Here is a 20,640-nt window from a genome sequence, read left to right on the forward strand (position 1 = left end):
AAGGCCACGCCAGATGCCGCCCAGCGCGGCCGGCATCCTTCGTGACACTGCCGGAGCTTTCCATGCACGTTCCCACCACCGCCCCGCTGGCGGCCAAGCCGCTGCCGTTCTACCGCCAACTGTATTTCCAGGTGGTGGTGGCGATCGTTCTCGGTGCCATCCTCGGCCATTACGAGCCGGCCTTCGCCGAATCGCTCAAGCCGCTGGGCGACGCCTTCATCAAGCTGGTGAAGATGATCATCGCCCCGGTGATCTTCCTGACCATCGTCACCGGTATCGCCGGCATGACCCACCTGCGCACCGTGGGCCGGGTCTTCGCCAAATCGATGGCCTACTTCCTGTTCTTCTCCACGCTGGCCCTGATCGTGGGCATGGTGGTGGCGCACGTGGTGCAGCCGGGCGCGGGTATGAACATCAACCCGGCCGATCTGGACCAGACCGCGGTCAACGGCTATGTGCAGAAGTCGCATGAGCTGACCCTGGTCGGCTTCGCGCTGGACATCATCCCGGCCACCCTGGTCAGCGCCTTCGTCGAAGGCAACATCCTGCAGGTGCTGTTCGTGGCGGTGCTGTTCGGCATCGCGCTGGCCCTGACCGGCGCCAAGGGCCGCCCGGTGCTGACCTTCCTGGAGGCGCTGACCGCCCCGGTGTTCCGCCTGGTCCACATCCTGATGAAGGCCGCCCCGATCGGTGCGTTCGGCGCGATCGCCTTCACCATCGGCAAGTACGGGGTCGGCTCGCTGGTCAACCTGGCCTGGCTGGTCGGCTCGTTCTACCTGACCGCCTTCCTGTTCGTGGCGGTGATCCTGGGCGTGGTGTGCCGCCTGTGCGGATTCTCGGTGTTCAAGCTGGCCCGCTACCTCAAGGCCGAGCTGCTGCTGGTGCTGGGTACCTCCTCCTCGGAATCGGCGCTGCCCTCGCTGATGGAGAAGATGGAAAAGGCCGGCTGCAGCAAGTCCGTGGTGGGCCTGGTGGTCCCGACCGGGTACTCGTTCAACCTGGACGGCACCAACATCTACATGACCCTGGCGGCGCTGTTCATCGCCCAGGCGACCAACACCGAACTGACCCTGGGCCACCAGATCGCCCTGCTGCTGGTGGCGATGCTCAGCTCCAAGGGCGCCGCTGGCGTCACCGGTGCCGGCTTCATCACCCTGGCCGCCACCCTGGCGGTGGTGCCGGAAGTGCCGGTGGCCGGCATGGCGCTGATCCTGGGCGTGGACCGCTTCATGAGCGAATGCCGCTCGCTGACCAACTTCATCGGCAATGCGGTGGCCACCGTGGTGGTCTCGCGCTGGGAAAACGCGCTGGATCGCGACCGCCTGGCAATGGTGCTCGATGGCCGTGAGGCCGAGCTGCCGCCGCTGGTCGTGGCCGACCTGCCGGACACGCTGCCGGCCCCGGCGCATTGAGCCCGATGACCTGATTGTGTGGTGCATGGTCGTGCCGTTCCTGCTGGGGCGTCACGGCCATTTTTTATTTTGAAGGCCCGGTGCGCGGTGCTGGAATATGTGCGGTTGCAGCATGACCGCGACAGCGTAGCGACAGGTCCGTCCACGCCAACGGGGGTATGATCCCCTGTTCCTCTCGCCCATTCATCTGCAGAAAGCGATGTCCAACGAAGATTTCAAACAGGCAGCCCTCGACTATCACCGGCTCTCGCCGCCCGGCAAGATCAAGGTCACCGCGACCAAGCCGATGTTGACCCAGCGCGATCTGTCGTTGGCGTACTCCCCGGGCGTGGCGCACGCCTGCGAGGCGATCATGGCCGACCCGCAGCAGGCCAGTGAACTGACCGCCCGCGGCAATCTTGTCGCCGTCATTTCCAACGGTACCGCCGTGCTGGGCCTGGGCAACATCGGCCCGCTGGCCGGCAAGCCGGTGATGGAAGGCAAGGGCGTGCTGTTCCAGAAGTTCGCCGGCATCGATGTGTTCGACATCGAGATCGATGAAAACGACCCGGACAAGCTGGTCGACATCATCGCCTCGCTGGAACCGACCTTCGGCGGCATCAATCTGGAAGACATCAAGGCACCGGAGTGCTTCATCGTGGAGCGCAAGCTGCGCGAGCGGATGAACATCCCGGTGTTCCATGACGACCAGCACGGCACCGCGATCATCGTCGGCGCGGCCGTGCTCAACGCCATGCTCGTCACCGGCAAGAAGATCGAAGACGTGAAGCTGGCCACCACCGGCATGGGCGCAGCGGGTATCTCCTGCGTCAACATGCTGGTCTCGCTGGGCCTGAAGAAAGAGAACATCCTGGCCTTCGACCGCGACGGCGTGATCCACACCGGCCGCACCGATCTGGACCCGGAGAAGGCGCGCTACGCGCGTGATACCGACAAGCGCACGCTGGCTGAGATCGTCGATGGCGCGGACATCTTCCTGGGCCTGTCGGCCCCGGGCATCCTGACCGCGGACATGGTCAAGACCATGGCCAAGGATCCGGTGATCTTCGCGCTGGCCAACCCGACCCCGGAAATCATGCCGGAAGTGGCCCGTTCGGTCCGCCCGGACGCGCTGATCGGTACCGGTCGTTCGGACTACCCGAACCAGATCAACAACGTGCTGTGCTTCCCGTACCTGTTCCGCGGTGCGCTGGATGTCGGCGCGACCGCGATCAACGAAGAAATGAAGATCGCCTGCGTGCACGCGATCGCCGCGATGGCACGCCGCGAGGCCAGCGACCTGGGCTCGGCCTATGGCGATGAGACCCCGAGCTTCGGCCGTGACTACCTGATTCCGCGTCCGTTCGACCGCCGCCTGCTGGTGGAGCTGTCGGCTGCCGTGGCGCAGGCCGCGATGGATTCCGGCGTAGCTACCCGTCCGGTCGCCGACATGGGCGCCTACCGCGAGAAGCTGGCCCAGTTCGTCTACCGCACCAGCCTGATGATGAAGCCGGTCTACGACCGCGCGCGTTCGGACAAGCAGCGCGTGGTGTACGCCGAAGGCGAGGAAGAAGTGGTGCTGCGCGCCGTGCAGAACGTGGTCGATGAAGGCCTGGCGCAGCCGATCCTGATCGGCCGCCCGGACGTGATCGAGGCCCGCGTCGAACGCCTGGGCCTGCGCATGAAGGCCGGTGTCGATTTCGACATCACCAACATCAACGACGATCCGCGTTTCAACGAGTACTGGCAGTACTACCACAACCTCACCGGCCGTCGTGGTGTGACTGTGGCTGCGGCCAAGAACCTGATGCGCTCGCGCCCGACCCTGATCGCCGCAGTGATGGTGGCGCGTGGCGAAGCCGACGCGATGCTGACCGGCGTGGTCGGTCGCTTCCACAAGAAACTCGGCTACGTGCGCAGCGTGCTGCCGCTGGAAGCCAAGGTGACCTCGACCTCGGCGATGACCGGCGTGATCAACCAGCAGGGCGTGTTTTTCTTCGTGGATACCCACGTCCAGGAAGACCCGACCGCCGAGCAGATCACCGAAGCGACGCTGCAGGCGGCATACCGCATGAAGCTGTTCGGCATCGAACCGAAGGTGGCGCTGCTGTCGCACTCCAACTTCGGCAGCCACGACTCCAAGGACGCGCTGAAGATGCGGGCGGTCCGCGAGATGCTGCTCAAGCGCAACCCGCGCTTGAACGTGGATGGCGAAATGCAGGGGGATACCGCATGGGATGAAGCCCTGCGCCAGAAGCTGCTGCCCAACAGCACGCTGAAGGGCCGTGCCAACCTGTTCGTACTGCCCAACCTGGAAGCGGCCAACATCGCCTACAACCTGGTGCGCGTGTTCACCGACGGCGTGGCGATCGGCCCGATCCTGATGGGCGTGGCCAAGCCGGTGCACATCCTGACCACCAGCGCGACCTCGCGCCGCGTGCTCAACATGACCGCCATCGCGGCCGTGGATGCGCAGATCCGCAAGCAGCTGGAGGCGGAGAAGAACGCGTAAGGCGTTCTTTCCTCCTCTGAGTTGCCAGAACGCGCCCTTCGGGGCGCGTTCTGGTTGCGCGCAGCGAAACAGGGAGATCCACGCCATGCGTGGATGCACTTGGCATGTGCCGCGCTGCGTGCGGTCTCCCCGCATGGCGTGGATCTACGCCGTTTGTTCCGTGGCCGCTCATATTCTGGTAGCCCCCGCGTCACCGTCCTGCAACCTCCCAAGCGCCCAATACCCCCACGCGGCCCGGCCGTGGCGGCGCTCCGGTGGGGGCGTCGCCACCCTGGGCCCGACCAGATCCTCCACGATCGGCCACGGGAACGGTGTCATGCACCATCGACGCACGAAGCGGTATTTCCAGCAGCTATTCGCGCTCTACGCCGGCTTGGTCGGCGCGCGCTGAAGACGGCAGCGATGGCACCGGTAGTGCCGGCCGCTGGCCGGCTCCTGGCAGGCGCCGACCCGTCACCTGTAGTAATCAGCGTGTCCGCACGTACTGCGCCCATAGAGCCGGCAACGTCACGCCGCTGAGTGTTTCCCACAACGCCGGCGTATAGCGGCCCTCGCGCAGCGCACCATCAAGCGCCTTCACCAGCCCGGGATGCTGCGCCTCGCTCCACGCCAGGAACGCACCGGTGACCCGGTAGCCGGTATCGACGTTCTGCTCCGGTTTGACCTGTGTCGGCAGTGCCCAGCCCGCCCCGGCGTTGTCCTTGCCGTAGCGGTCGCGGGCGTAATCGGCGATGCCTTCCACCAGCCAGCCCGGCACGCGCGCATTGGCGTACTCCGGGTAGCCCTGCACGATGTGCATCGCCTCGTGGGTGACCAGATCGATGTCGCCCGGGTGCGTGTGCAACCAGGCCGGGTTGATCGTGATCGTCGCCGCCTGCGCCTTCTCACCGACAAAGGCGATGCCGTCGTAAGCCGGGTCGATCACGATGCCGACCTGCGTCGGTGCGGCCGGATGGAAATCGGCGCGCTCGCGCAGATACGCGCCAAAGAAGGTCTCGATGATGCGCTCGCGCACCGGCGCGGCCAGCGCATCGCTGGCGTCGCGGTAGTGCAGGGTCACGTCCTCGCGGGTCTGCGTGGTCTCGAACGCGTGCGCATCGGCAAGCCCGGCGGTGACGAGCACGGCGGTCAGCAGGCAACGGGGGATCGGCAGGGCAGTCCTCATCGCGTCGCCGCCGGTGCGAGCAGTTCGACTTCCGCCAGTTGCAGGCGACCCGGTGCACCGATGCGCAGCCGGTACTCGGCGTAGCGGCCCGGCTGGGCGATGCGGAACGGTCGGGTCTGCATTGCCCAGGCGAAGGCTTCGCCACGTCGCTGGTCGACCTGCACCCAGCGGCCACCGGTGGTGCGTGCCTCCAGCGTCCACTCGCCACCGCGGATCGGGCCGTTGCCACTGGTCAGTGTGTACATCGCGGGCGTACCCGCTGCGACATTGCTGAAGGTGATCGTGCTCGAGCCGCCCAACGGCAGTGCCGTGGCCGCATCGTCATCGATCAGCGCGGCGGCCGCGCGGCCATCGCCGAGCTGGGCGGTCGCGCCGCTGCCCAGAAGATCATGCAGCAGGGCCGGCTGCTGGCCGCGCGCGGTCAGCGAGCGCGGCGCATCGTCCGGGCCGGTACCCCAGCGCGAGGGCTCCGGGCCCATGACGAAGTCCAACGTGGCGCCCTTGGCGAGCAGCTCGTGTGGCAGCCAGGTCTTGGTCCACGGCGTGCCGTTGACCTTCAGCGACTGCACGTAGATGTTGGTGGCCGAGTTCTCCGGCGCGTTGACGGTCAGCACCGCGCCGCCCTGCAGCGCCACGCGGGCATGGCGGAACAGCGGCGAGCCGATCACGTACTCCGGTGCGCCCATGCGCAGCGGGTAGATGCCCAGCGAGGCGAACAGGTACCACGCCGAGGTCTCGCCGTTGTCCTCATCGCCCGGGTAGCCCTGGCCGATCTCGCTGCCCAGGTACAGGCGCGAGAGGATCTCGCGCACATGCTGCTGGGTCTTCCACGGCTGCCCGGCATACAGGTACATCCATGGGATGTGGTGGGCCGGCTGGTTGCTGTGCGCGTACATGCCCATGCGCACATCGCGCGCTTCGGTCATCTCGTGGATGGTGCCGCCGTAGGAGCCTGCAAACGCCGCATCGGCGGTTTCCGGCGTGGCGAAGAAGGTATCCAGCTTGGCCGCCAACTGCGCGCGGCCGCCGTACAGGGCCGCCAGGCCTTCACCGTCGTGCGCGGCGGTGAAGGCGAAGGTCCAGCCGTTGGATTCGGTGTAGTCATGGCCCCACACGCGCGGGTCGTAGTCCTTGGCGTCCAGACGCCAGCTGCCATCCGGTTTGCGACCCTGGAAGAAGCCTGCGGCGGGATCGAACAACGTGGCGTAGGTGCCGGCGCGGTGACGGAAGTAGTCGGCCTCGGTCGCATAGCGTTCGCGCGCAGCCGGCGTATCGGCCTGCTTGGCCAGTACCTCGGCCATGTTGGCCACGCCGAAATCGTTGAGTGCGCCTTCCATCGTCCACGACATGCCCTCATGCACGTCGGCAGTGGCATAGCCACGGAACGTGGAACGGTCCATGCCCTTGCGCCCGACATGGCGGTCCGGCGGCACCACGGTCGCGTTCTTCAGTGCGGCAGCGTAGGCCTCCTGCGGGTCGAAGCCACCGATGCCCTTCAGCCACGCATCGGCGAAGGCCACGTCCGAACTGGTGCCCACCATCAGATCGGCATAGCCGGGCGAGGACCAGCGCGCGACCCAGCCACCGGCGCGGTACTGCTCGATGAAACCCTGCACCAGCGCGCCGGCGTCGTCCTTGGTGAACAGCGCATAGGCCGGCCAGGTGGTGCGGAAGGTATCCCAGAAGCCGTTGTTGACGTACACCTTGCCATCGCGCACCGGCGCGAAGCTGCGCGTGGCACTGCCGTCGGTGTTCTCATCCGAGGCGCTGGCCTGGCTGGCATAGCGCCAGTCCGGCGCCGCTGCGGTGCCGGCGTTTTCATGGCCGGAATTGGGGTAGAGGTAGAGGCGGTACAGGTTGGAGTACAAGGTGGTCTTCTGGTCGTCGCTGGCATCGCCCACATCGAAGCGGGCCAGGCGCTGGTCCCACGCTTCCTGCGCACGCGCGGCCACGCGATCCACATCGTCGGCAGCGGCCACTTCCAGGGCCAGGTTATGACGGGCCTGCTCGACAGAGATCAACGAGGTGGCGATGCGCATGGTGACGCGGCGCTCGGTACCCGCATCGAACTTGATGTAGCCGGTCGGGCGGCCGGTCTTCACCGTGCCGCTGCTGCGCCACGGGCGGTCGAAGCTGGCCACCACATACATGCGCGTGGCGCCGGTGGACAGGCCACTGCGCGTATCGGTATAGCCGGAGAGTGTCTGGGTGGCCGCATCCAGCGTCAGCCCGCCGCGTGCGTCGACGTTGTCGAACAGCAGATTGGCATCACCGCCTTCGGGGAACGCGAAGCGGAAGACGGCGGCGTGGTCGGTCGGTGCGATCGAGGCGGCGATGCCGTTGTCGAAGCGCACGTCATAGCGGTACGGGCGGGCCTGCTCGTTCTCGCGCGAGAAGCTCAGCGCACGCTTGCTGCGGTCGGCTTCGGGCACGCCACGGGTCGCCGATGGCATCACCTGGAAGGTCTGGCGGTCGCCCATCCACGGGCTGGGCTGGTGGCTCAGCGCCAGCGCCTGCAGGGCAGGGCGGTTGGCTGCGTCGTTCTGTTCGTTCCAGCGGTACAGCCAGGTCAGCGAGCCGGCATCGGTCACCGGCGTCCAGAAATTGAAGCCGTGCGGCACGGCGGTGGCCGGGAAATTGTTGCCGCGCGAGAAGGTGCCATTGGCCTGCGTGCCGCGGGTGGTCAGCACCCAATCCGAGGGACGTTGCGGCGTACTGCGCGGTTGCGTGTCCAGGCGGACATCGTCGATCCAGCCGGCCACCGGTGCGCCATCGGCGCTGGCCACCTCCACCTCCAGCGCGACCACGCGACGCCCGCGCAGGGCCGGGGTATCGCCCAGACGAACGGCTTTGCGTGCCCACTGCTGCGGGTACAGCGTCTTCGAGTCGCCCTGTGCACGCGCACCCAGTGCCACCCCGTGATGATCGCGCGCAGCGCTCGCCGAGACCCGGGTGCCGTCGTCGAGCACCAGATCGAGCGAGACGTAAGTCGAGGCCACGGTGTCCTTGCCGACGATCTCGGGCAGCACCAGCCAGGACAGGGTGGTATCGGCTTCGATGGCCAGGTCGGTCGTGAACAGCTGGCGGCGCGCCTGGCCGCCGGCGCTGGCGTAGTGCAGCGCGTGCAGGCCGCTGTAGCCGACGCCGGGCTTGGAGGCATAGGGGGCGGCTGGGCCACTGCCGATCCGTACCTGCAGGGCGCCGTCGCCGGCCGCCGCGGCCGGGGCCGGTTGGCCCGGCTCGAAGGAGGTCTGCAGGCCCTGCGCGGCGGCCGGCAGGGCGATCGATACGCAGGCCAGTGCCAGGGCGAGGGGAAGGGCGCGGCGGACGGGGCGCAGGTGGGACAGGGTCATGCAAGGGTCTCCCGGGGAGGGCAGGCGGCAGGCAGGACCCGCATCGATGGCCACAGCAGACGGCGTCGCCCCAGCCATCGTGGACGGCAGGAAAGAGGCGATGCATGTCCGGTGGGGGTCGGGCAGGCGATCGGGTCGATGATCGGTACCCGCTGATCCTGCATCACGACAACTGGCTGTGACAAGTGCAATTAGTTCGATCCAAATACGGCAAATTCGTTTCATTTCGAAATATTGACAATGGATTTGGATCGATTTAAAAGGTCCGGTGGTTCTCCCCCGCAGATGGCCAGCGCTTCAACCTGGCGCCCTCCGCTCCAGCGGCCTTCGGCGGCCGCCAGATGCTAGAATCGGCGGTCTCGCAACCCCCTTTGTGTGTCCACGCCATGAGCCATACCGCCACCGCGCCCGCCAATGCCGAGAAGCGTTACACCGTGCACCGCAGCGATCTGCCGCTGAGCTGCCCGACGCCGGAAATGGCGCTGTGGAACTCGCACCCGCGCGTGTACCTGCCGATCGAAGACGAGCCCAACTGCGAGGCTGCGTGCCCGTACTGCGGCGCCGTGTTCGTGCTCGCCGACTGATCCGCGGACCACACTGTGCGCCGACTGACCGTGGTGCAGCTGCTGCCGGCGCTGCACTCCGGCGGGGTCGAACGCTCCACCCTTGAGATTGCCTCCGCCCTGGTTGCCGCCGGCCACCGGGCCATCGTCGTGTCCGCCGGTGGGCGCCTGGTCGAGCCGTTGCTCGCCAGTGGCGCCGAACACCTGACCCTGGACATCGGCCGCAAGTCGCTGCTGACGCTGCGCCACGTGCTGACCCTGCGTAACCTGTTCAACGAGGTGGGCGCGGATATCGTGCACGCGCGTTCGCGGTTGCCGGCCTGGCTGGGCCTGTACGCCGTGCGCAACCTGCCGGCGGCCACCCGCCCGCACTGGGTCACCACCGTGCACGGGCTCAACTCGCCGGGCCGCTACAGCGCGGTGATGACCAGCGGCGAGCGCGTGATCTGCGTGTCCAACAGCGTGCGTGAGTTCGTGCGCACGCACTACCCCAGCGTGCCGGCCGAGCGCCTGCAGGTGATACCCCGTGGTGTCGATGTCGCGCAGTTCCCGCGCGTGGGCCGGCAGGATCGGCGTGCGCGCCTGGCCGTGGCCGAGCAGCATCCCGCGCTGGCCGGCGAGGCACCGTTGCTGCTGCTGCCGGGCCGTGGCACCCGCCTGAAAGGGCATCGCCATGCGTTGAGCCTGCTGGCCGGGCTGCACGCCGCCGGTGTGCCGGCCACGCTGTGGATGCCAGGCACGCGCGAGCCCGGTCGCGAATCCTATGTCGCCGAACTGGAGGCGCAGGCGCGCAGCCTTGGCGTCTTCGATGCGGTGCTGATGACCGCGCCGACCTCGCGCATCGCGCAGGCCTATGCGGCCAGCGATCTGGTGCTGCAGCTCTCGGACAAGGCCGAAGCGTTTGGCCGCACTGTGGTCGAAGCGTTGTCGGTGGGCCGGCCGGTGCTCGGTTGGAACCATGGTGGCGTCGGCGAGTTGTTGACTCAGCTGCAACCCTCCGGCGCGGTACCCTTGGGCGACGCCGATGCACTGCTGGCGCGCGCGCAGCAGTTGTTGCTGCAGCCGCCCTCACTGCCGACGCGTATCCCGTTTACCTTGCAGGCCATGCAGCGTGACACGCTCCAGCTCTATACCTCCCTCATCGGTTGAGCCCACCGTCCTTCCCGGTTCACCGGGCTCCCGCGCGGGCCGCTGGGCGCCGTGGTGGGTGATTGCGTTCGTCGCCTTGTGGCCGCTGCCCGGGATCGCCGAGGGCGTGCTGGTGCTGGGTGCGCTGTACGCGGCGGTGCGCATGGTGCAACTGCGCCTGCAGGGTAAACAGCGTCTGCTCAGCAGCCCTGCGTGGGCACTGACCAGCATCCTGTTCCTGGGCTACTGGCTGCCGCAGGCGTTTTCCGCCTTCGATGCGATCGACCCCGGCACCGCGTGGCGCAAGGCGGCTGCCGGCCTGCGCTATCTGCCGTTCATGTGGCTGGTGGCCATTGCCGTGGCCACCCCGCAGCGGCGCGCGTTGACGCTGGGCGGGCTGGCGCTGATCACCGGCCTGTGGACCGTGGATGCATTGGCGCAGGCGATCATCGGCAGCAGCCCGCTGTTCTGGTCGATGGACCAGCTCAAGTGGGCGGTCAGCGGTCACGGGCTGTGCTCACCGCAGGAGATGGCGGCGGTGGATCGCCTCAGCGGCGTGCTCGGCCCGTGCAACCTCAAGTTCGGCCAGGTGCTGGCCAGCCTGTCACCGTTCCTGCTGTTCGCCGCCGCACGGCGTGCCGGCATTCTCGGCTGGTCACTGGTGGCCGCCGCGGTGGGTGTCGTGCTGGTCCTGGCCGGTTCGCGCGCGGCGTGGCTGACCTATGCACTGGTGCTGGTGTTCTCCGGTTGGCGGCTGATCGGTGTGCGCGGGCTGCTGGCCTGCGTTGCGGTCGGCGCGGTGGCGGCGGTGGCACTGGCGGTGACCGTGCCGCAGGTGGGGGACCGCATCGCGCGTACCGCAATGGCGTGGGAAGGCGAGAACGACGGCGTCAATCAGGCATTGTCCGGCCGGGCCCAGATATGGGCCGCAGCAACCTGCATGATCGAGGAGCATCCGATCAACGGCGTCGGTGCGCGTGGTTTCCGCGACGCTTACCCCGCGTGCAATCCGGACCCGGCCGCCCGGGAAGTGTGGGGCGCCGGCCCGGCCCTGCACGCGCACCAGATCGTGCTCGAGATCCTCGCCGAAACGGGCATCCTCGGCCTGCTGCTGTGGTTGGCGGCCGTGGCCCAGGCGTGGCGCGCGTGGCGTTTTGCACCTCCCGAGGCGCGTGAGCGCGCGCGCCCGGCGATGCTCGCGCTGGCGGTGACGGTGTTCCCGCTCAACACCCACCTGGCGTTCTATTCGACCTTCTGGGGCGGCCTCACGCTGCTGCTGGCCGCGCTGTATGCGGGCAGTCTGTTGGCGAAGGATGAGGCCCAGTAGCGTCGCAGGGGCCCGTCAAGCAGGTAGATCCACGCCGCCTGCTGAGATGCCCGGAGGCATCCGCGTCATCCATCACTGGTAGTAATCGCTCCGGCCACCGGGCTGGCGCTTGAACCGACGGTGGATCCACAGGTACTGGTCCGGCGCCTCGCGCACCATGGCCTCGATGGCCTGATTGACGCGGGCGGTATCGGCCTCGACATCCTCGCTGGGGAAATTCTCCAGCGGTGCGCCGATCTTCAAAAAATACTTGCCGCCTTCGCGACGGTGGAAATACGGGATCACCGCACAGCCGGTCATCCGCGCCAGCTGGTGCGTGGCGGTGATGGTCGAGGCGGTATGGCCGAAGAACGGCACGAACACCGTGTCCTTGCCGCGCATGTCCTGGTCGGGTGCATACCAGAGGAAGCCCCCCTTCTTCAGGTGCCGCACCGTGGCACGGATGTCTTCGTTGGCGTACATCGCCTTGGCGTAGCGCAGGCGGCCGAACTTCACCGCCCACTCGTAGACCGGGTTGCGGTGCTTGCGGTACATGCCGGACAGCTCCACGTGGTCGCACAGCAGGCGGCCGCACATCTCCAGCGTCATGAAGTGGCCGGAGACCAGCAGCACACCGCGGCCTTGGGCCTGCATGCGGTGCAGGTGTTCCAGCCCTTCGATCTGCACCTGCGGGCGGATGCTGTCGATGCTGCCCCACCAGGCCCGCGCGAATTCGAAAATACCGACGCCCAACGCGTCGAAGCTGTCGCGCAGCAGGCGTTGGCGCCAGGCGTCGTCCTTCTCCGGGAAGCACAGCTTCAGGTTGACCTCGGCGGCGCGCCGGCGGCTGCTGGCCAGCCGGTAGGCGACCGTGCCGACGCCGCGCCCGAGCGCGCGCTGCAGCATCCACGGCAGGCGGGCGATCGCGAAGGCGACCAACATGAAGGCGAAGGTCGGCCAGTGGCGCGGATTGCGCAGGGACGGCCGGGTGGCGGTGGAAGCGTTATCGGACATGCCTCGATTCTAATGGATGCGCCCGGATGCGTCCCGGCGCGGCCATCACGGCGGCGCGGCGTGTCTTCCCCGCGCCGCTCCCGTATCCTTTGCGCATGCGTAAAAGCCCTGTCGAATGGATCCTGCGCGGCCTGTACTCGGCCGTGCTGTACCTGCTGTTGCCGATCACCGTGTACCACCTGGTCTGGCGGGGCTTCCGGGTGCGCGAGTACTTCCAGCGCTGGGATGAGCGCTATGCCTCCTATCCGCACTCCAGCGGCCAGCCGCGGGTCTGGCTGCACGCGGTCTCGGTGGGCGAGGTGAATGCTGCCGCGCCACTGGTGAATGCCCTGCGCGCGCTGCGCCCGGACATCCGCTGGGTGATCACCACCATTACCCCGACCGGCTCCGAACGGGTCCGCGCGCTGTGGGGGGATGCGGTCGACCACGTGTACCTGCCCTACGACGTGCCGGGCAGCGTCGGCCGCTTCCTGGGGCACTTCAAGCCCAGCCTGGCGCTGATCCTGGAAACCGAGCTGTGGCCGAACCTGCTGTTCGGCTGCCGCGACCGCCGGATCCCGGTCTACATTCTCAATGCCCGGCTGTCGGCGCGCTCACTGCGCGGCTATCGGCTGCTGCGGCCGCTGATCGGCCGCGCACTGCGCACCGTGACCTGCGTGGCCGCACAGTCGGACGATGATGCCGAGCGCTTCATCCAGCTCGGGGCGCGCCCGGACCAGGTGCAGCCGCTGGGAAACCTGAAATTCGATATCGCCACCCCGAACGTGCAGGACTTCATCGCGCGCTTCCATGCTCTGGTGCCCGCCACGCGCCCGGTCTGGATCGCCGCCAGCACGCACGAGGGCGAAGAGCAGGCCACCCTCGATCTGCATCGCCGCCTGCGCGAGGCGATGCCGGGGGTGCTGCTGTTGTGGGCGCCGCGGCATCCCGAGCGGTTCCCGCGGGTGGAAGCACTGGCCCGCGAGCAGGGCTGGAAGGTCGCCACACGCCGCCAGCAGCAGTGGCCGCAGGCCGATACGGATGTCTTCGTCATCGACACGCTCGGCGAGCTGATGTCGTTCTACGGCTGCGCGCAGGTGGCCTTCGTCGGGGGCAGCCTGCAGGCCATCGGCGGGCACAACCTGCTGGAGCCGGCGGCGATGGGCACGGCCGCTGTCACCGGCCCGCACCTGCACAACTTCGCCGAGATTTCCCGGCGCATGCGCGAAGCCGGTGCGGTGGTGATCGCCGAGGATGCCAGCGGGGTCGGCGATGCACTGCTGACCCTGTTGCGCGATCCGCAGGCACGCGAAGACATGGCCCGCGCGGGGTGTGCGCTGGTGAGCAACGGCCGTGGCGCGCTGAAGCGCACCGTGGCCCTGATCGCCCCGCAGTTGCCGCCGCCGGTGGCGTGATCGCGGCCCGCCTGGCCGCCACGCGCGGCGACCAGGCCTGCCGATCCATCAGCCCGCAGCGACCAGCAGATCGCCCAGGAAGGCGTACGCAAACCCGAAGTAGATGAACACGCCGATCAGATCCATGACCGAGGTGATCATCGGGGCCGACAGGGTGGCCGGATCCGCCCCGATGCGGCGTGCGGCGAACGGCAGCAACGCGCCGATGATGCCGCCGAGCGCGGTGCACACCAGCATGCTCGAGCCCACCACCAGCAGCACGTCCATGCCCACACCCTTGCTGAAGTAAGCCAGGATCGCCTCCAGCACGGCGATGCTGATGCCCAGCGCCGCGGCCACCGGCAGTTCGCGCTGGATCACGAACCCCACATCGCGCCAGCTCAGTTTCAGCTCGCCCAGCGCCATGCTGCGGATCACCAGCGTGGCCGACTGGCTGCCGGTGTTGCCGCCCATGTCCACGATCGGGGCGATGAAGGCGGCCAGCACGATCACCTGCGACAGCAGCTCCTCCTGCGCGGCGACAAACGTACTGGTGACGATGCCGAAGCAGGTCAGGATCGCCAGCCAGAACACACGCACCCGGAACATCTGCTTCAGCGGCGTGCTGCGCACATCAAGATCGTTCCCGTTTCCGCTGACCGTGCCGCCAAAGCGTGCCAGCTGCGAGGCATCCTGCTCCTTCTCGATATCCATCGCATCGTCCACGGTGACGATGCCGATCATGCGATCCCCGCCATTGGTCACCGGCAGCGCGAGCAGGTCGTAGCGACGGATCAGTTCGGCGGCCTGCAGCCTGGGCCAGTGCGCCTTCGCGGCGACCGGCTGCTCACGCATGATCGAGGCGACCGTGCGGTTCTCGTTGGCCAACACCAGATCACGCAGGGCCACCGTGCCGCGCAGCCGCAGCGTGTGGTCGAGCACGAACAGGATGTTCACCGTCTCGCTGTGCAGCGCAGTGGCGCGGATATGTGCCAGCGCCTGGGCCACGGTCATCTCCGGTGACACCCAGACATAATCGGACGTCGTCGCCGAGCCGACCGTGCCCTCCGGATAGGACGCCATCTTGAGGATGTCGTCGCGCTCGACCTTGGTCAGTGCCGGCAGCAGTTTCTGCTTGGCGTCATCGCCGAGCCGGTTGTACAGATCGGCGCGGTCATCCGAGGGCATGTGTTCGAACAGCTGCACCACCGCCTCGCGCGGCATCGCCGCCAGCAGCTGATCCTGGCGTATCTCGGTGAAGTGCGCGAACAGCTCGGCGCGTGCCTGCGGGTCGAGCATCATCAGCAACGGGAGTGTCTTGTCCACGCTCAGCGCGTCGAGCGCATCGACGAGGTCGGACGGATGCGTGGTGGCGGCGATGCTGACAAAGCCGGCCGCGTCGAGGGAGAGCGAGAGGGTGCGGATCGAGAACAGGAGGTCTTCGCGGTTCATGGTGGTTCTCCAGCAGAAAGCGGCGCGTGGCGGAGCAACGCGCGGTGATGAGGTACAGGCATCCAGCGCACCGGATTGCGTCCGGCGCGGCAGGTACAGGGCGTGGGCCGCGTGCAGCGTGCAGGCGGCGGGTGAGGTCAATCGTTGCCGTCAGCCGGCACGCACGGCACTACGGTGCGGCCGCGAGATTGAAGCCGAGCGTCAGCCATCGACCATCGCGCTGGTGATGCATGCGGCCGGCCAGCAGATCCACGCTGGCGCCGCGCCAGAGTTCGTGGCGCACGCCGAACTGACTGCTGCGCTGGCGCGTTGCATCGCGGGCGGTTTCGGCCAGGAGTGACCAGTGCGGTGCGGCCACGATTTCCAGGCCGACGCCATCGGTGCGGCCCCGTGCCCCTGCCGTGCGTGCCCAGCCCAGGTTGAGGTGCAGCAGCGTGCGATCAGAGGCACCGAGCGCCACGGTCAGGGGGGCATTGAGGTTCCAATCGTTGGCGCGCGGGCGGTGCCAGTCGCTGCCTACGCCCGCACTGACCGCCACCCCCCAGCGTCGCTGATCGAGATCACGCAGCACGCGCTTGGCGCCCACGGCCCACTGCGTGGCGGCAGTGGCACGTTGATGGCTGACGCCGAGCGACCACTCGGTCCCGGCGATGGTGCAGGCCGGCACGGCCGTCCATTCGTTGCCGGCATCGGTATGCCGGCCCCAGCTTTCCAGCTGGCAGCGACCGGCATCGGTGATCGAGGCGTCATCCACCATCAGGCTGGCGGCGGCGCGGGTGTCGAACGGAAGCATCGCCACGGCCACGAGCGGCAGGGCGAACACACGGGAAACGTGCATGGGCAATCTCCAGGCAAACGGAAACGCCAGCGGCACCCTTCTTGGGGTCGGTGGAACGGCGATACGGATGATGCGAGGCGGGCGAGCGTGTCAGCTGCGCCGGTGGGCCCCGTCCTGTGCGGACGGAACCGACCTTGGGGTCAGTGGGTCCGTCGGCTCAGGAGCAGCAACGAGATCGACTATGACTGTCCAAGGAGGGGGCCTCTGGAGGGAAAGGGAAGGTGGTGCGGGGCGGACCTTAGTCGGCCCATGCCGAGGGGTCAAGCCATTTTCCATGCGACGTGCCGGACTGTGGACCGGTTCACGGTGGAGACTGTGCGCGGGTAGGCATTACGCGATGAAATCGCCGCGGCAGTGATCGCGTGTGTGACGCCCACGATGTGTCGGAATCAACAACCTGCGCGCATAAAAAAACCACCCGCATGCGGGTGGTTTTCTGTCACGCGCTGCGCCGTCGATCAGTTGACGGTGGTGCTCGGCGTGGCCGCCTTCTGGGTGAGCAGGCGGTTGATGTCCTGCAGTTCGGCGATGTCCAGCGTGCCGACCGCCTGGCCCAGCTGCAGGCGGTTCTGCAGGAAGGTGTAGCGGGCGTTGGCGTAGTCCAGCTGCGCGGAGAACAGGATGCGCTGGTTCTGGATCACGTCCAGCACGGTACGCGTACCGACTTCCAGACCGACCTGCGAGGCGTCATAGGCGCTCTGTGCCGACACGACGGCCAGGCGACGCGCTTCCACTTCGCTGATGCCGGCCACCAGGGTCTGGTAGGCATTGCGCGTGTTGCGGTCCAGGGCGCGCTTCTGCTGCTCGTAGCCGTCCTGGGCGATGTCACGCTGGGCCAGGGCCTGGCGCACGCCGGACTGGGTGGCGCCGCCGGAGAAGATCGGCACGTTCAGGGTCAGGCCGACGCTGTTGGTGCGGCGGTCCGGGCTGAAGCTGCTGCCGCCGTCGCCGACGACATCACCCCAGCTGGCCGACTTGCCGGCGGTGGCACCCAGCGACAGGGTCGGGTAGTGCGCGCCGCGGGCGGCCGAGACGCCGGATTCAGCAGCGTTGACCTTCAGTTCCTGCGCCTTCAGCGCCGGGTTCTGCGCAACAGCCTCGTTCACCAGCGTATCGATGGTGGCGTACTTGGCCGGCAGCTCCGGACGGAAATCGGCCGGCAGAGCGCGCAGGTCGGTGACCGGCTGGCCGGTCAGTTCGGTCAGCGCCTGGTAGGCGTCGGCCAGCGTGTTCTGCGCGATGATCGTGTTGGCGCGCGCCTGGTCGTACTGGGCGCGGGCTTCGTGCACGTCGGTGATCGGGGCCAGGCCCACTTCCAGGCGCTTGTCGGCGAAGTCGAACTGCTTCTTGGCAGCGGCTTCGTTGGTCTGCGCGGCCGACAGCGATTCAATGCCCACCAGCACGTTGAAGTACGCCGCCGAGGTGCGCACGATCAGGTCGTCGTTGGCCGAATCCAGGGTGAAATCCGCTGCACGGCTCAGCTCGCGCTGCGACCGCAGATTGGCGAACTGGGTGAAGTTGAAGACGGTCTGGCTGCCGTTGATCGTGTAGTTCCGGCTCTTGGTGGTGAACGAGCTGGAGGTCAGATCATGGTTCGGGTTGGTGCGGCTGCGGTTGAGCGAGGCCTCGCCGTTGAGCTGCGGCAGCAGGGCGGCACGTGCCTGCACAGCGCCTTCCTTGTCGTACAGACGGGTCGACTCGGCAGCCGACAGCTGCGGATCGCCGTTGCGCGCCATTTCGTAGACCTGCAGCAGGTCGGCGGCAGAGGCGGTCATCGGCAGCAGGGCGGCGGCCAGCGCAAAGGCGAGGGATCGGCGGATCATTGCGGCTTCCTTGGACTCAGAGTTGGAACTGGGGTGCCGGGGCGGCACCGCGCAGGTAATCGATATCGGTTTCGAACAGCGATTCAGTGGTGCCGTCCGCCTTGACCAGCACCGCTTCCATGACCGGCGACCGGCCACGGATCACGAACAGTCGACCGCCGGGACGCAGCCACTGGGCGAAACGTGACGGAATGACATCCACCGCGCCGGTGACGCAGATCGCATCGAAGCGGCGCTCGGTGTCCCAGCTCAGGGCGTCGGCGGTTTCGATACGGACGTTGTTGCCCAGGCCGGCAGCGTCCAGACGCGCGCGCGCGGTGGTGGCCAGCTCGGCATCGATTTCCAGGCTCAGCACTTCGCGGGCCAGTTCGCCCATGCAGGCGCTCAGGTAGCCGCTGCCGGTGCCGATTTCCAGCACTTCATCGCCCGGCTGCAGATCCAGCGCCTGCAGCGTGCGGCCTTCGATGACCGGCTTCATCATCTTCTGGCCGTTGCCCAGCGGCAGCTCGATATCAGCGTAAGCCAGAGCCCGGTGCGATTCAGCGACGAACGCCTCCCGCGGCAAGCGTGCCAGTACATCGAGCACGCGGATTTCCAGCACATCCCAGGGGCGGATCTGCTGTTCAACCATCAGTTCGCGGGCGTGGGAGTAATCGATCGTCATGAGGTTCTATATCCAGCGCAGTGGGCCGGCCATTTTACCGGTGCCGGGAGCCGGCGGCGCGCTGAAAGCATCGCTGCCGTCGCGCCGGGGTCGCAGTGCCGGAAGTCACCGCGACCTCCGGTCCATTCAGTTTAGTGCCGCCGGGCATACGCCCGCAGGAAAAAGTCGACGCTGGCGCATACGTGGGCGTCGGCATCGCACTCGGCCGGGGCCGGCCGCAACCCGCACATCATATGCGTATGCAGCTCGCCCTTGATCAAGGTCAGGAACTGGAGGGCGGCGGTCTGGAAGTCGGTGATCTCCAGTTCGCCACGGGCGGCCCGGGCACGCAGGAAGTCCCCCAGTGCATCGGTGGTCCGCTGCGGGCCGGCCAGCCAGAACATTTCGCGGATGCGGTCATCGGTATCGGGCGACATCATCACCCGCTGCACGGCGACGGCCGCATCGGAGGTGATCAGGCTGAAGAAGGCGTGGCCGATGCCCATCAGCTGATCGCGCAGTGGGCCCTCGATGTCGGTGACGAACAGCTCGTCGGGCAGCATCTCGACACATTTGGACTGCACAGCTTCGGTGAAAAGGGTCTCTTTATCGCCGAAATGGCTGTAAACGGTCAGCTTTGATACGCCAGCCTGGGCGGCGATGCTGTCCATGCTCACCCCGTTGTAGCCCTGGTCGACGAACAGCGATTTGGCGGCTTCCAGAATGGCCGCGCGCTTTCCCAGATCCTTCGGGCGCCCCGGCCCGGCGGCCTTGGCGGCCGGCTTGGAAGGCGATGTGGAGGAGGTCGGATCAGTCATCCAATCAATACTAGACCAATCGGTTCGATATTTATACTATACCGGCTGGTTCAATATTGAGGCGGCTGGAACAGAGCGTTTCCAGCGGCTTTTTCCGGGTTACTTTTCAGGTCCAGGACCTCATGAAAAACATGCGATGGATGGGTGGTGGGTTGCTGGCGATCGCGCTGGCAGCATGTGGCAAGCAGGACGCCGAGCCGGTTGCGCCGATTCCGGTGCTGGTGGTCCACCCGGGCACCGTGACCGGCCAGGAAGTGGCTGCCTATCCCGGTGAGATCCGCGCCCGCGAGGAAAGCCCGCTGTCGTTCCGCGTCGGGGGCAACCTGATCAAGCGGCATGTCGATGCCGGCCAGCGCGTGCGCAAGGGCCAACTGCTGGCCGAGCTGGATGCTGCCGACTACGCCTCCCAGGCCAGCGCCTCGCAGGCCCAGCTGGCCGCTGCCGAAGCCGATCTGATCCGCGCCCGTGATGACCAGAAGCGCTACGCCACGCTGGCCGAGCAGCAACTGGTCAGCCAGTCCGCACTCGACAGCCAGACCGCCGCGTTCAAGGCCGCGCAGGGCCAGGCCAATGCCGCCCGCGCCAATCTGGCCGTGGCCCGCAACCAGGCCGAGTACGCCCAGTTGCGCGCGCCGGCCGACGGCGTGATCGCCAGCCGCCAGGCCGAAGCCGGGCAGGTGGTCAGTGCCGGGCAGACCGTGTTCACCCTGGCTGCGGATGGCGGCCGCGAAGTCGTGATCGCCCTGCCGGAAAGCACCATCCGCGATTACCAGGTGGGCCAGCCGGTACAGGTGGAACTGTGGAACCGCCCGGGCCAGCTGTTGGCCGGCACGATCCGTGAGATCGCCCCGGCTGCCGATGCGCAGGGGCGTACCTATGCCACCCGCGTCAGCCTGGCACCGGAAGCGCTGACCGAGGTCGAGCTGGGCCAGAGCGCGCGCGTGTTCGCCGCGGCCGGGCGCCAGGGCACCCTGCAGTTGCCGCTGGCGGCGGTGCAGCGCGGTGCCGATGGGCGCAGCAGCGTGTGGGTGGTCGATCCGGCCAAGCGCACGTTGAAAGCCACGCCGGTGGCGGTCGGTGCGTATGGCGTTGAATCCGTTCCGGTGCTGAGCGGGGTGAACGCGAACGACTGGGTGGTTGCCGCCGGCGGCCATCTGCTGCGCGAGGGCCAGCCGGTGACCGCGGTGGACCGCCAGAACCGCCCGGTGCTGGCACCGGCGGCCAAGCCTGCCGCGCCTGCCACCGGCAAGGGGAACTGATC

At 67.6% G+C, this 20,640-nt stretch carries 15 protein-coding genes; 7 read left to right on the forward strand and 8 right to left on the reverse strand.

Annotated features, from left to right (window positions below; all coding sequences use genetic code 11):
- The first annotated feature begins 62 nt into the window (after positions 1 to 62).
- Together QMX81_RS08205 and QMX81_RS08210 are read left to right on the forward strand one after the other, a co-directional pair.
- Complete coding sequence (locus QMX81_RS08205; protein ID WP_121039654.1) at positions 63 to 1,412, forward strand: dicarboxylate/amino acid:cation symporter; 1,350 nt, start codon at positions 63 to 65, stop codon at positions 1,410 to 1,412.
- Positions 1,413 to 1,611: 199 nt separating this feature from the next.
- The gene (locus tag QMX81_RS08210; protein WP_121039652.1) at positions 1,612 to 3,903 is read left to right on the forward strand and encodes an NADP-dependent malic enzyme; all 2,292 of its coding nucleotides are present in this window, start codon (positions 1,612 to 1,614) and stop codon (positions 3,901 to 3,903) included.
- Positions 3,904 to 4,369: 466 nt separating this feature from the next.
- On the opposite strand, the gene QMX81_RS08215 is transcribed toward QMX81_RS08210, so the two are convergent.
- The gene (locus QMX81_RS08215) at positions 4,370 to 5,068 is read right to left on the reverse strand and encodes a basic secretory protein-like protein (RefSeq protein ID WP_282260442.1); all 699 of its coding nucleotides are present in this window, start codon (positions 5,066 to 5,068) and stop codon (positions 4,370 to 4,372) included.
- Positions 5,065 to 8,421 (reverse strand): GH92 family glycosyl hydrolase, encoded by a 3,357-nt coding sequence (locus tag QMX81_RS08220; RefSeq protein WP_282260444.1) that lies wholly within the window; start codon positions 8,419 to 8,421, stop codon positions 5,065 to 5,067. Before QMX81_RS08220 ends, QMX81_RS08215 begins: the two co-directional genes overlap by 4 nt.
- 386 nt (positions 8,422 to 8,807) lie before the next feature.
- Here QMX81_RS08220 and QMX81_RS08225 point away from each other — a divergent pair, with 386 nt between their 5' ends.
- Genes QMX81_RS08225 through QMX81_RS08235 form a run of 3 tightly spaced genes read left to right on the forward strand, consistent with a single transcriptional unit; the run spans position 8,808 to position 11,439 of the window.
- On the forward strand, positions 8,808 to 9,005 hold the full coding sequence (locus tag QMX81_RS08225) for a zinc-finger domain-containing protein (protein ID WP_019183790.1): 198 nt from the start codon (positions 8,808 to 8,810) through the stop codon (positions 9,003 to 9,005).
- A gap of 15 nt (positions 9,006 to 9,020) precedes the next feature.
- Positions 9,021 to 10,133 (forward strand): glycosyltransferase, encoded by a 1,113-nt coding sequence (locus QMX81_RS08230; RefSeq protein WP_282260447.1) that lies wholly within the window; start codon positions 9,021 to 9,023, stop codon positions 10,131 to 10,133.
- 58 nt (positions 10,134 to 10,191) lie between these two features.
- Positions 10,192 to 11,439 (forward strand): O-antigen ligase family protein, encoded by a 1,248-nt coding sequence (locus QMX81_RS08235; RefSeq protein ID WP_259462118.1) that lies wholly within the window; start codon positions 10,192 to 10,194, stop codon positions 11,437 to 11,439.
- Between the two features lie 72 nt (positions 11,440 to 11,511).
- Here QMX81_RS08235 and QMX81_RS08240 read toward each other — a convergent pair whose 3' ends face one another.
- Entirely contained in the window at positions 11,512 to 12,432 is a 921-nt protein-coding gene (locus QMX81_RS08240; protein WP_121039637.1) for an LpxL/LpxP family Kdo(2)-lipid IV(A) lauroyl/palmitoleoyl acyltransferase, read from the reverse strand.
- Positions 12,433 to 12,527: 95 nt separating this feature from the next.
- Between QMX81_RS08240 and waaA the strand changes: the two genes are divergently transcribed.
- Positions 12,528 to 13,826, forward strand: coding sequence for a lipid IV(A) 3-deoxy-D-manno-octulosonic acid transferase (gene waaA / locus QMX81_RS08245; RefSeq protein ID WP_282260451.1), 1,299 nt, complete (start codon positions 12,528 to 12,530; stop codon positions 13,824 to 13,826).
- Between the two features lie 48 nt (positions 13,827 to 13,874).
- Here waaA and mgtE read toward each other — a convergent pair whose 3' ends face one another.
- The 5 genes from mgtE to QMX81_RS08270 all read right to left on the reverse strand — a co-directional run bounded on the left by mgtE (position 13,875) and on the right by QMX81_RS08270 (position 19,379).
- The gene (mgtE, locus tag QMX81_RS08250; RefSeq protein ID WP_282260453.1) at positions 13,875 to 15,257 is read right to left on the reverse strand and encodes a magnesium transporter; all 1,383 of its coding nucleotides are present in this window, start codon (positions 15,255 to 15,257) and stop codon (positions 13,875 to 13,877) included.
- Between the two features lie 169 nt (positions 15,258 to 15,426).
- Complete coding sequence (locus QMX81_RS08255; RefSeq protein WP_121039631.1) at positions 15,427 to 16,095, reverse strand: hypothetical protein; 669 nt, start codon at positions 16,093 to 16,095, stop codon at positions 15,427 to 15,429.
- A 458-nt stretch (positions 16,096 to 16,553) separates the two neighbouring features.
- On the reverse strand, positions 16,554 to 17,918 hold the full coding sequence (locus tag QMX81_RS08260; protein ID WP_121039628.1) for a TolC family outer membrane protein: 1,365 nt from the start codon (positions 17,916 to 17,918) through the stop codon (positions 16,554 to 16,556).
- A 16-nt stretch (positions 17,919 to 17,934) separates the two neighbouring features.
- Positions 17,935 to 18,582, reverse strand: a complete 648-nt coding sequence (locus tag QMX81_RS08265; RefSeq protein ID WP_019183799.1) for a protein-L-isoaspartate O-methyltransferase — start codon at positions 18,580 to 18,582, stop codon at positions 17,935 to 17,937.
- Positions 18,583 to 18,713: 131 nt separating this feature from the next.
- Entirely contained in the window at positions 18,714 to 19,379 is a 666-nt protein-coding gene (locus tag QMX81_RS08270; RefSeq protein ID WP_121039625.1) for a TetR/AcrR family transcriptional regulator, read from the reverse strand.
- Positions 19,380 to 19,501: 122 nt separating this feature from the next.
- Between QMX81_RS08270 and QMX81_RS08275 the strand changes: the two genes are divergently transcribed.
- Positions 19,502 to 20,638: an efflux RND transporter periplasmic adaptor subunit gene (locus QMX81_RS08275; protein WP_121039622.1), complete on the forward strand. Its 1,137-nt coding sequence runs from the start codon at positions 19,502 to 19,504 to the stop codon at positions 20,636 to 20,638.
- The last annotated feature ends 2 nt before the right edge of the window (positions 20,639 to 20,640 follow it).

The organism is Stenotrophomonas sp. PS02301, from assembly GCF_029959485.1.
Classification (GTDB): Bacteria; Pseudomonadota; Gammaproteobacteria; order Xanthomonadales; family Xanthomonadaceae; genus Stenotrophomonas; species Stenotrophomonas maltophilia_Z.

Coding starts and splice junctions, on each gene's coding strand:
- QMX81_RS08205 (WP_121039654.1), top strand. CDS start 63: ATGCACGTTCCCACCACCGCCCCGCTGGCGGCCAAGCCGCTGCCGTTC.
- QMX81_RS08210 (WP_121039652.1), top strand. CDS start 1,612: ATGTCCAACGAAGATTTCAAACAGGCAGCCCTCGACTATCACCGGCTC.
- QMX81_RS08215 (WP_282260442.1), bottom strand. CDS start 5,068: ATGAGGACTGCCCTGCCGATCCCCCGTTGCCTGCTGACCGCCGTGCTC.
- QMX81_RS08220 (WP_282260444.1), bottom strand. CDS start 8,421: ATGACCCTGTCCCACCTGCGCCCCGTCCGCCGCGCCCTTCCCCTCGCC.
- QMX81_RS08225 (WP_019183790.1), top strand. CDS start 8,808: ATGAGCCATACCGCCACCGCGCCCGCCAATGCCGAGAAGCGTTACACC.
- QMX81_RS08240 (WP_121039637.1), bottom strand. CDS start 12,432: ATGTCCGATAACGCTTCCACCGCCACCCGGCCGTCCCTGCGCAATCCG.
- waaA (WP_282260451.1), top strand. CDS start 12,528: ATGCGTAAAAGCCCTGTCGAATGGATCCTGCGCGGCCTGTACTCGGCC.
- mgtE (WP_282260453.1), bottom strand. CDS start 15,257: ATGAACCGCGAAGACCTCCTGTTCTCGATCCGCACCCTCTCGCTCTCC.
- QMX81_RS08255 (WP_121039631.1), bottom strand. CDS start 16,095: ATGCACGTTTCCCGTGTGTTCGCCCTGCCGCTCGTGGCCGTGGCGATG.
- QMX81_RS08260 (WP_121039628.1), bottom strand. CDS start 17,918: ATGATCCGCCGATCCCTCGCCTTTGCGCTGGCCGCCGCCCTGCTGCCG.
- QMX81_RS08265 (WP_019183799.1), bottom strand. CDS start 18,582: ATGACGATCGATTACTCCCACGCCCGCGAACTGATGGTTGAACAGCAG.
- QMX81_RS08270 (WP_121039625.1), bottom strand. CDS start 19,379: ATGACTGATCCGACCTCCTCCACATCGCCTTCCAAGCCGGCCGCCAAG.
- QMX81_RS08275 (WP_121039622.1), top strand. CDS start 19,502: ATGAAAAACATGCGATGGATGGGTGGTGGGTTGCTGGCGATCGCGCTG.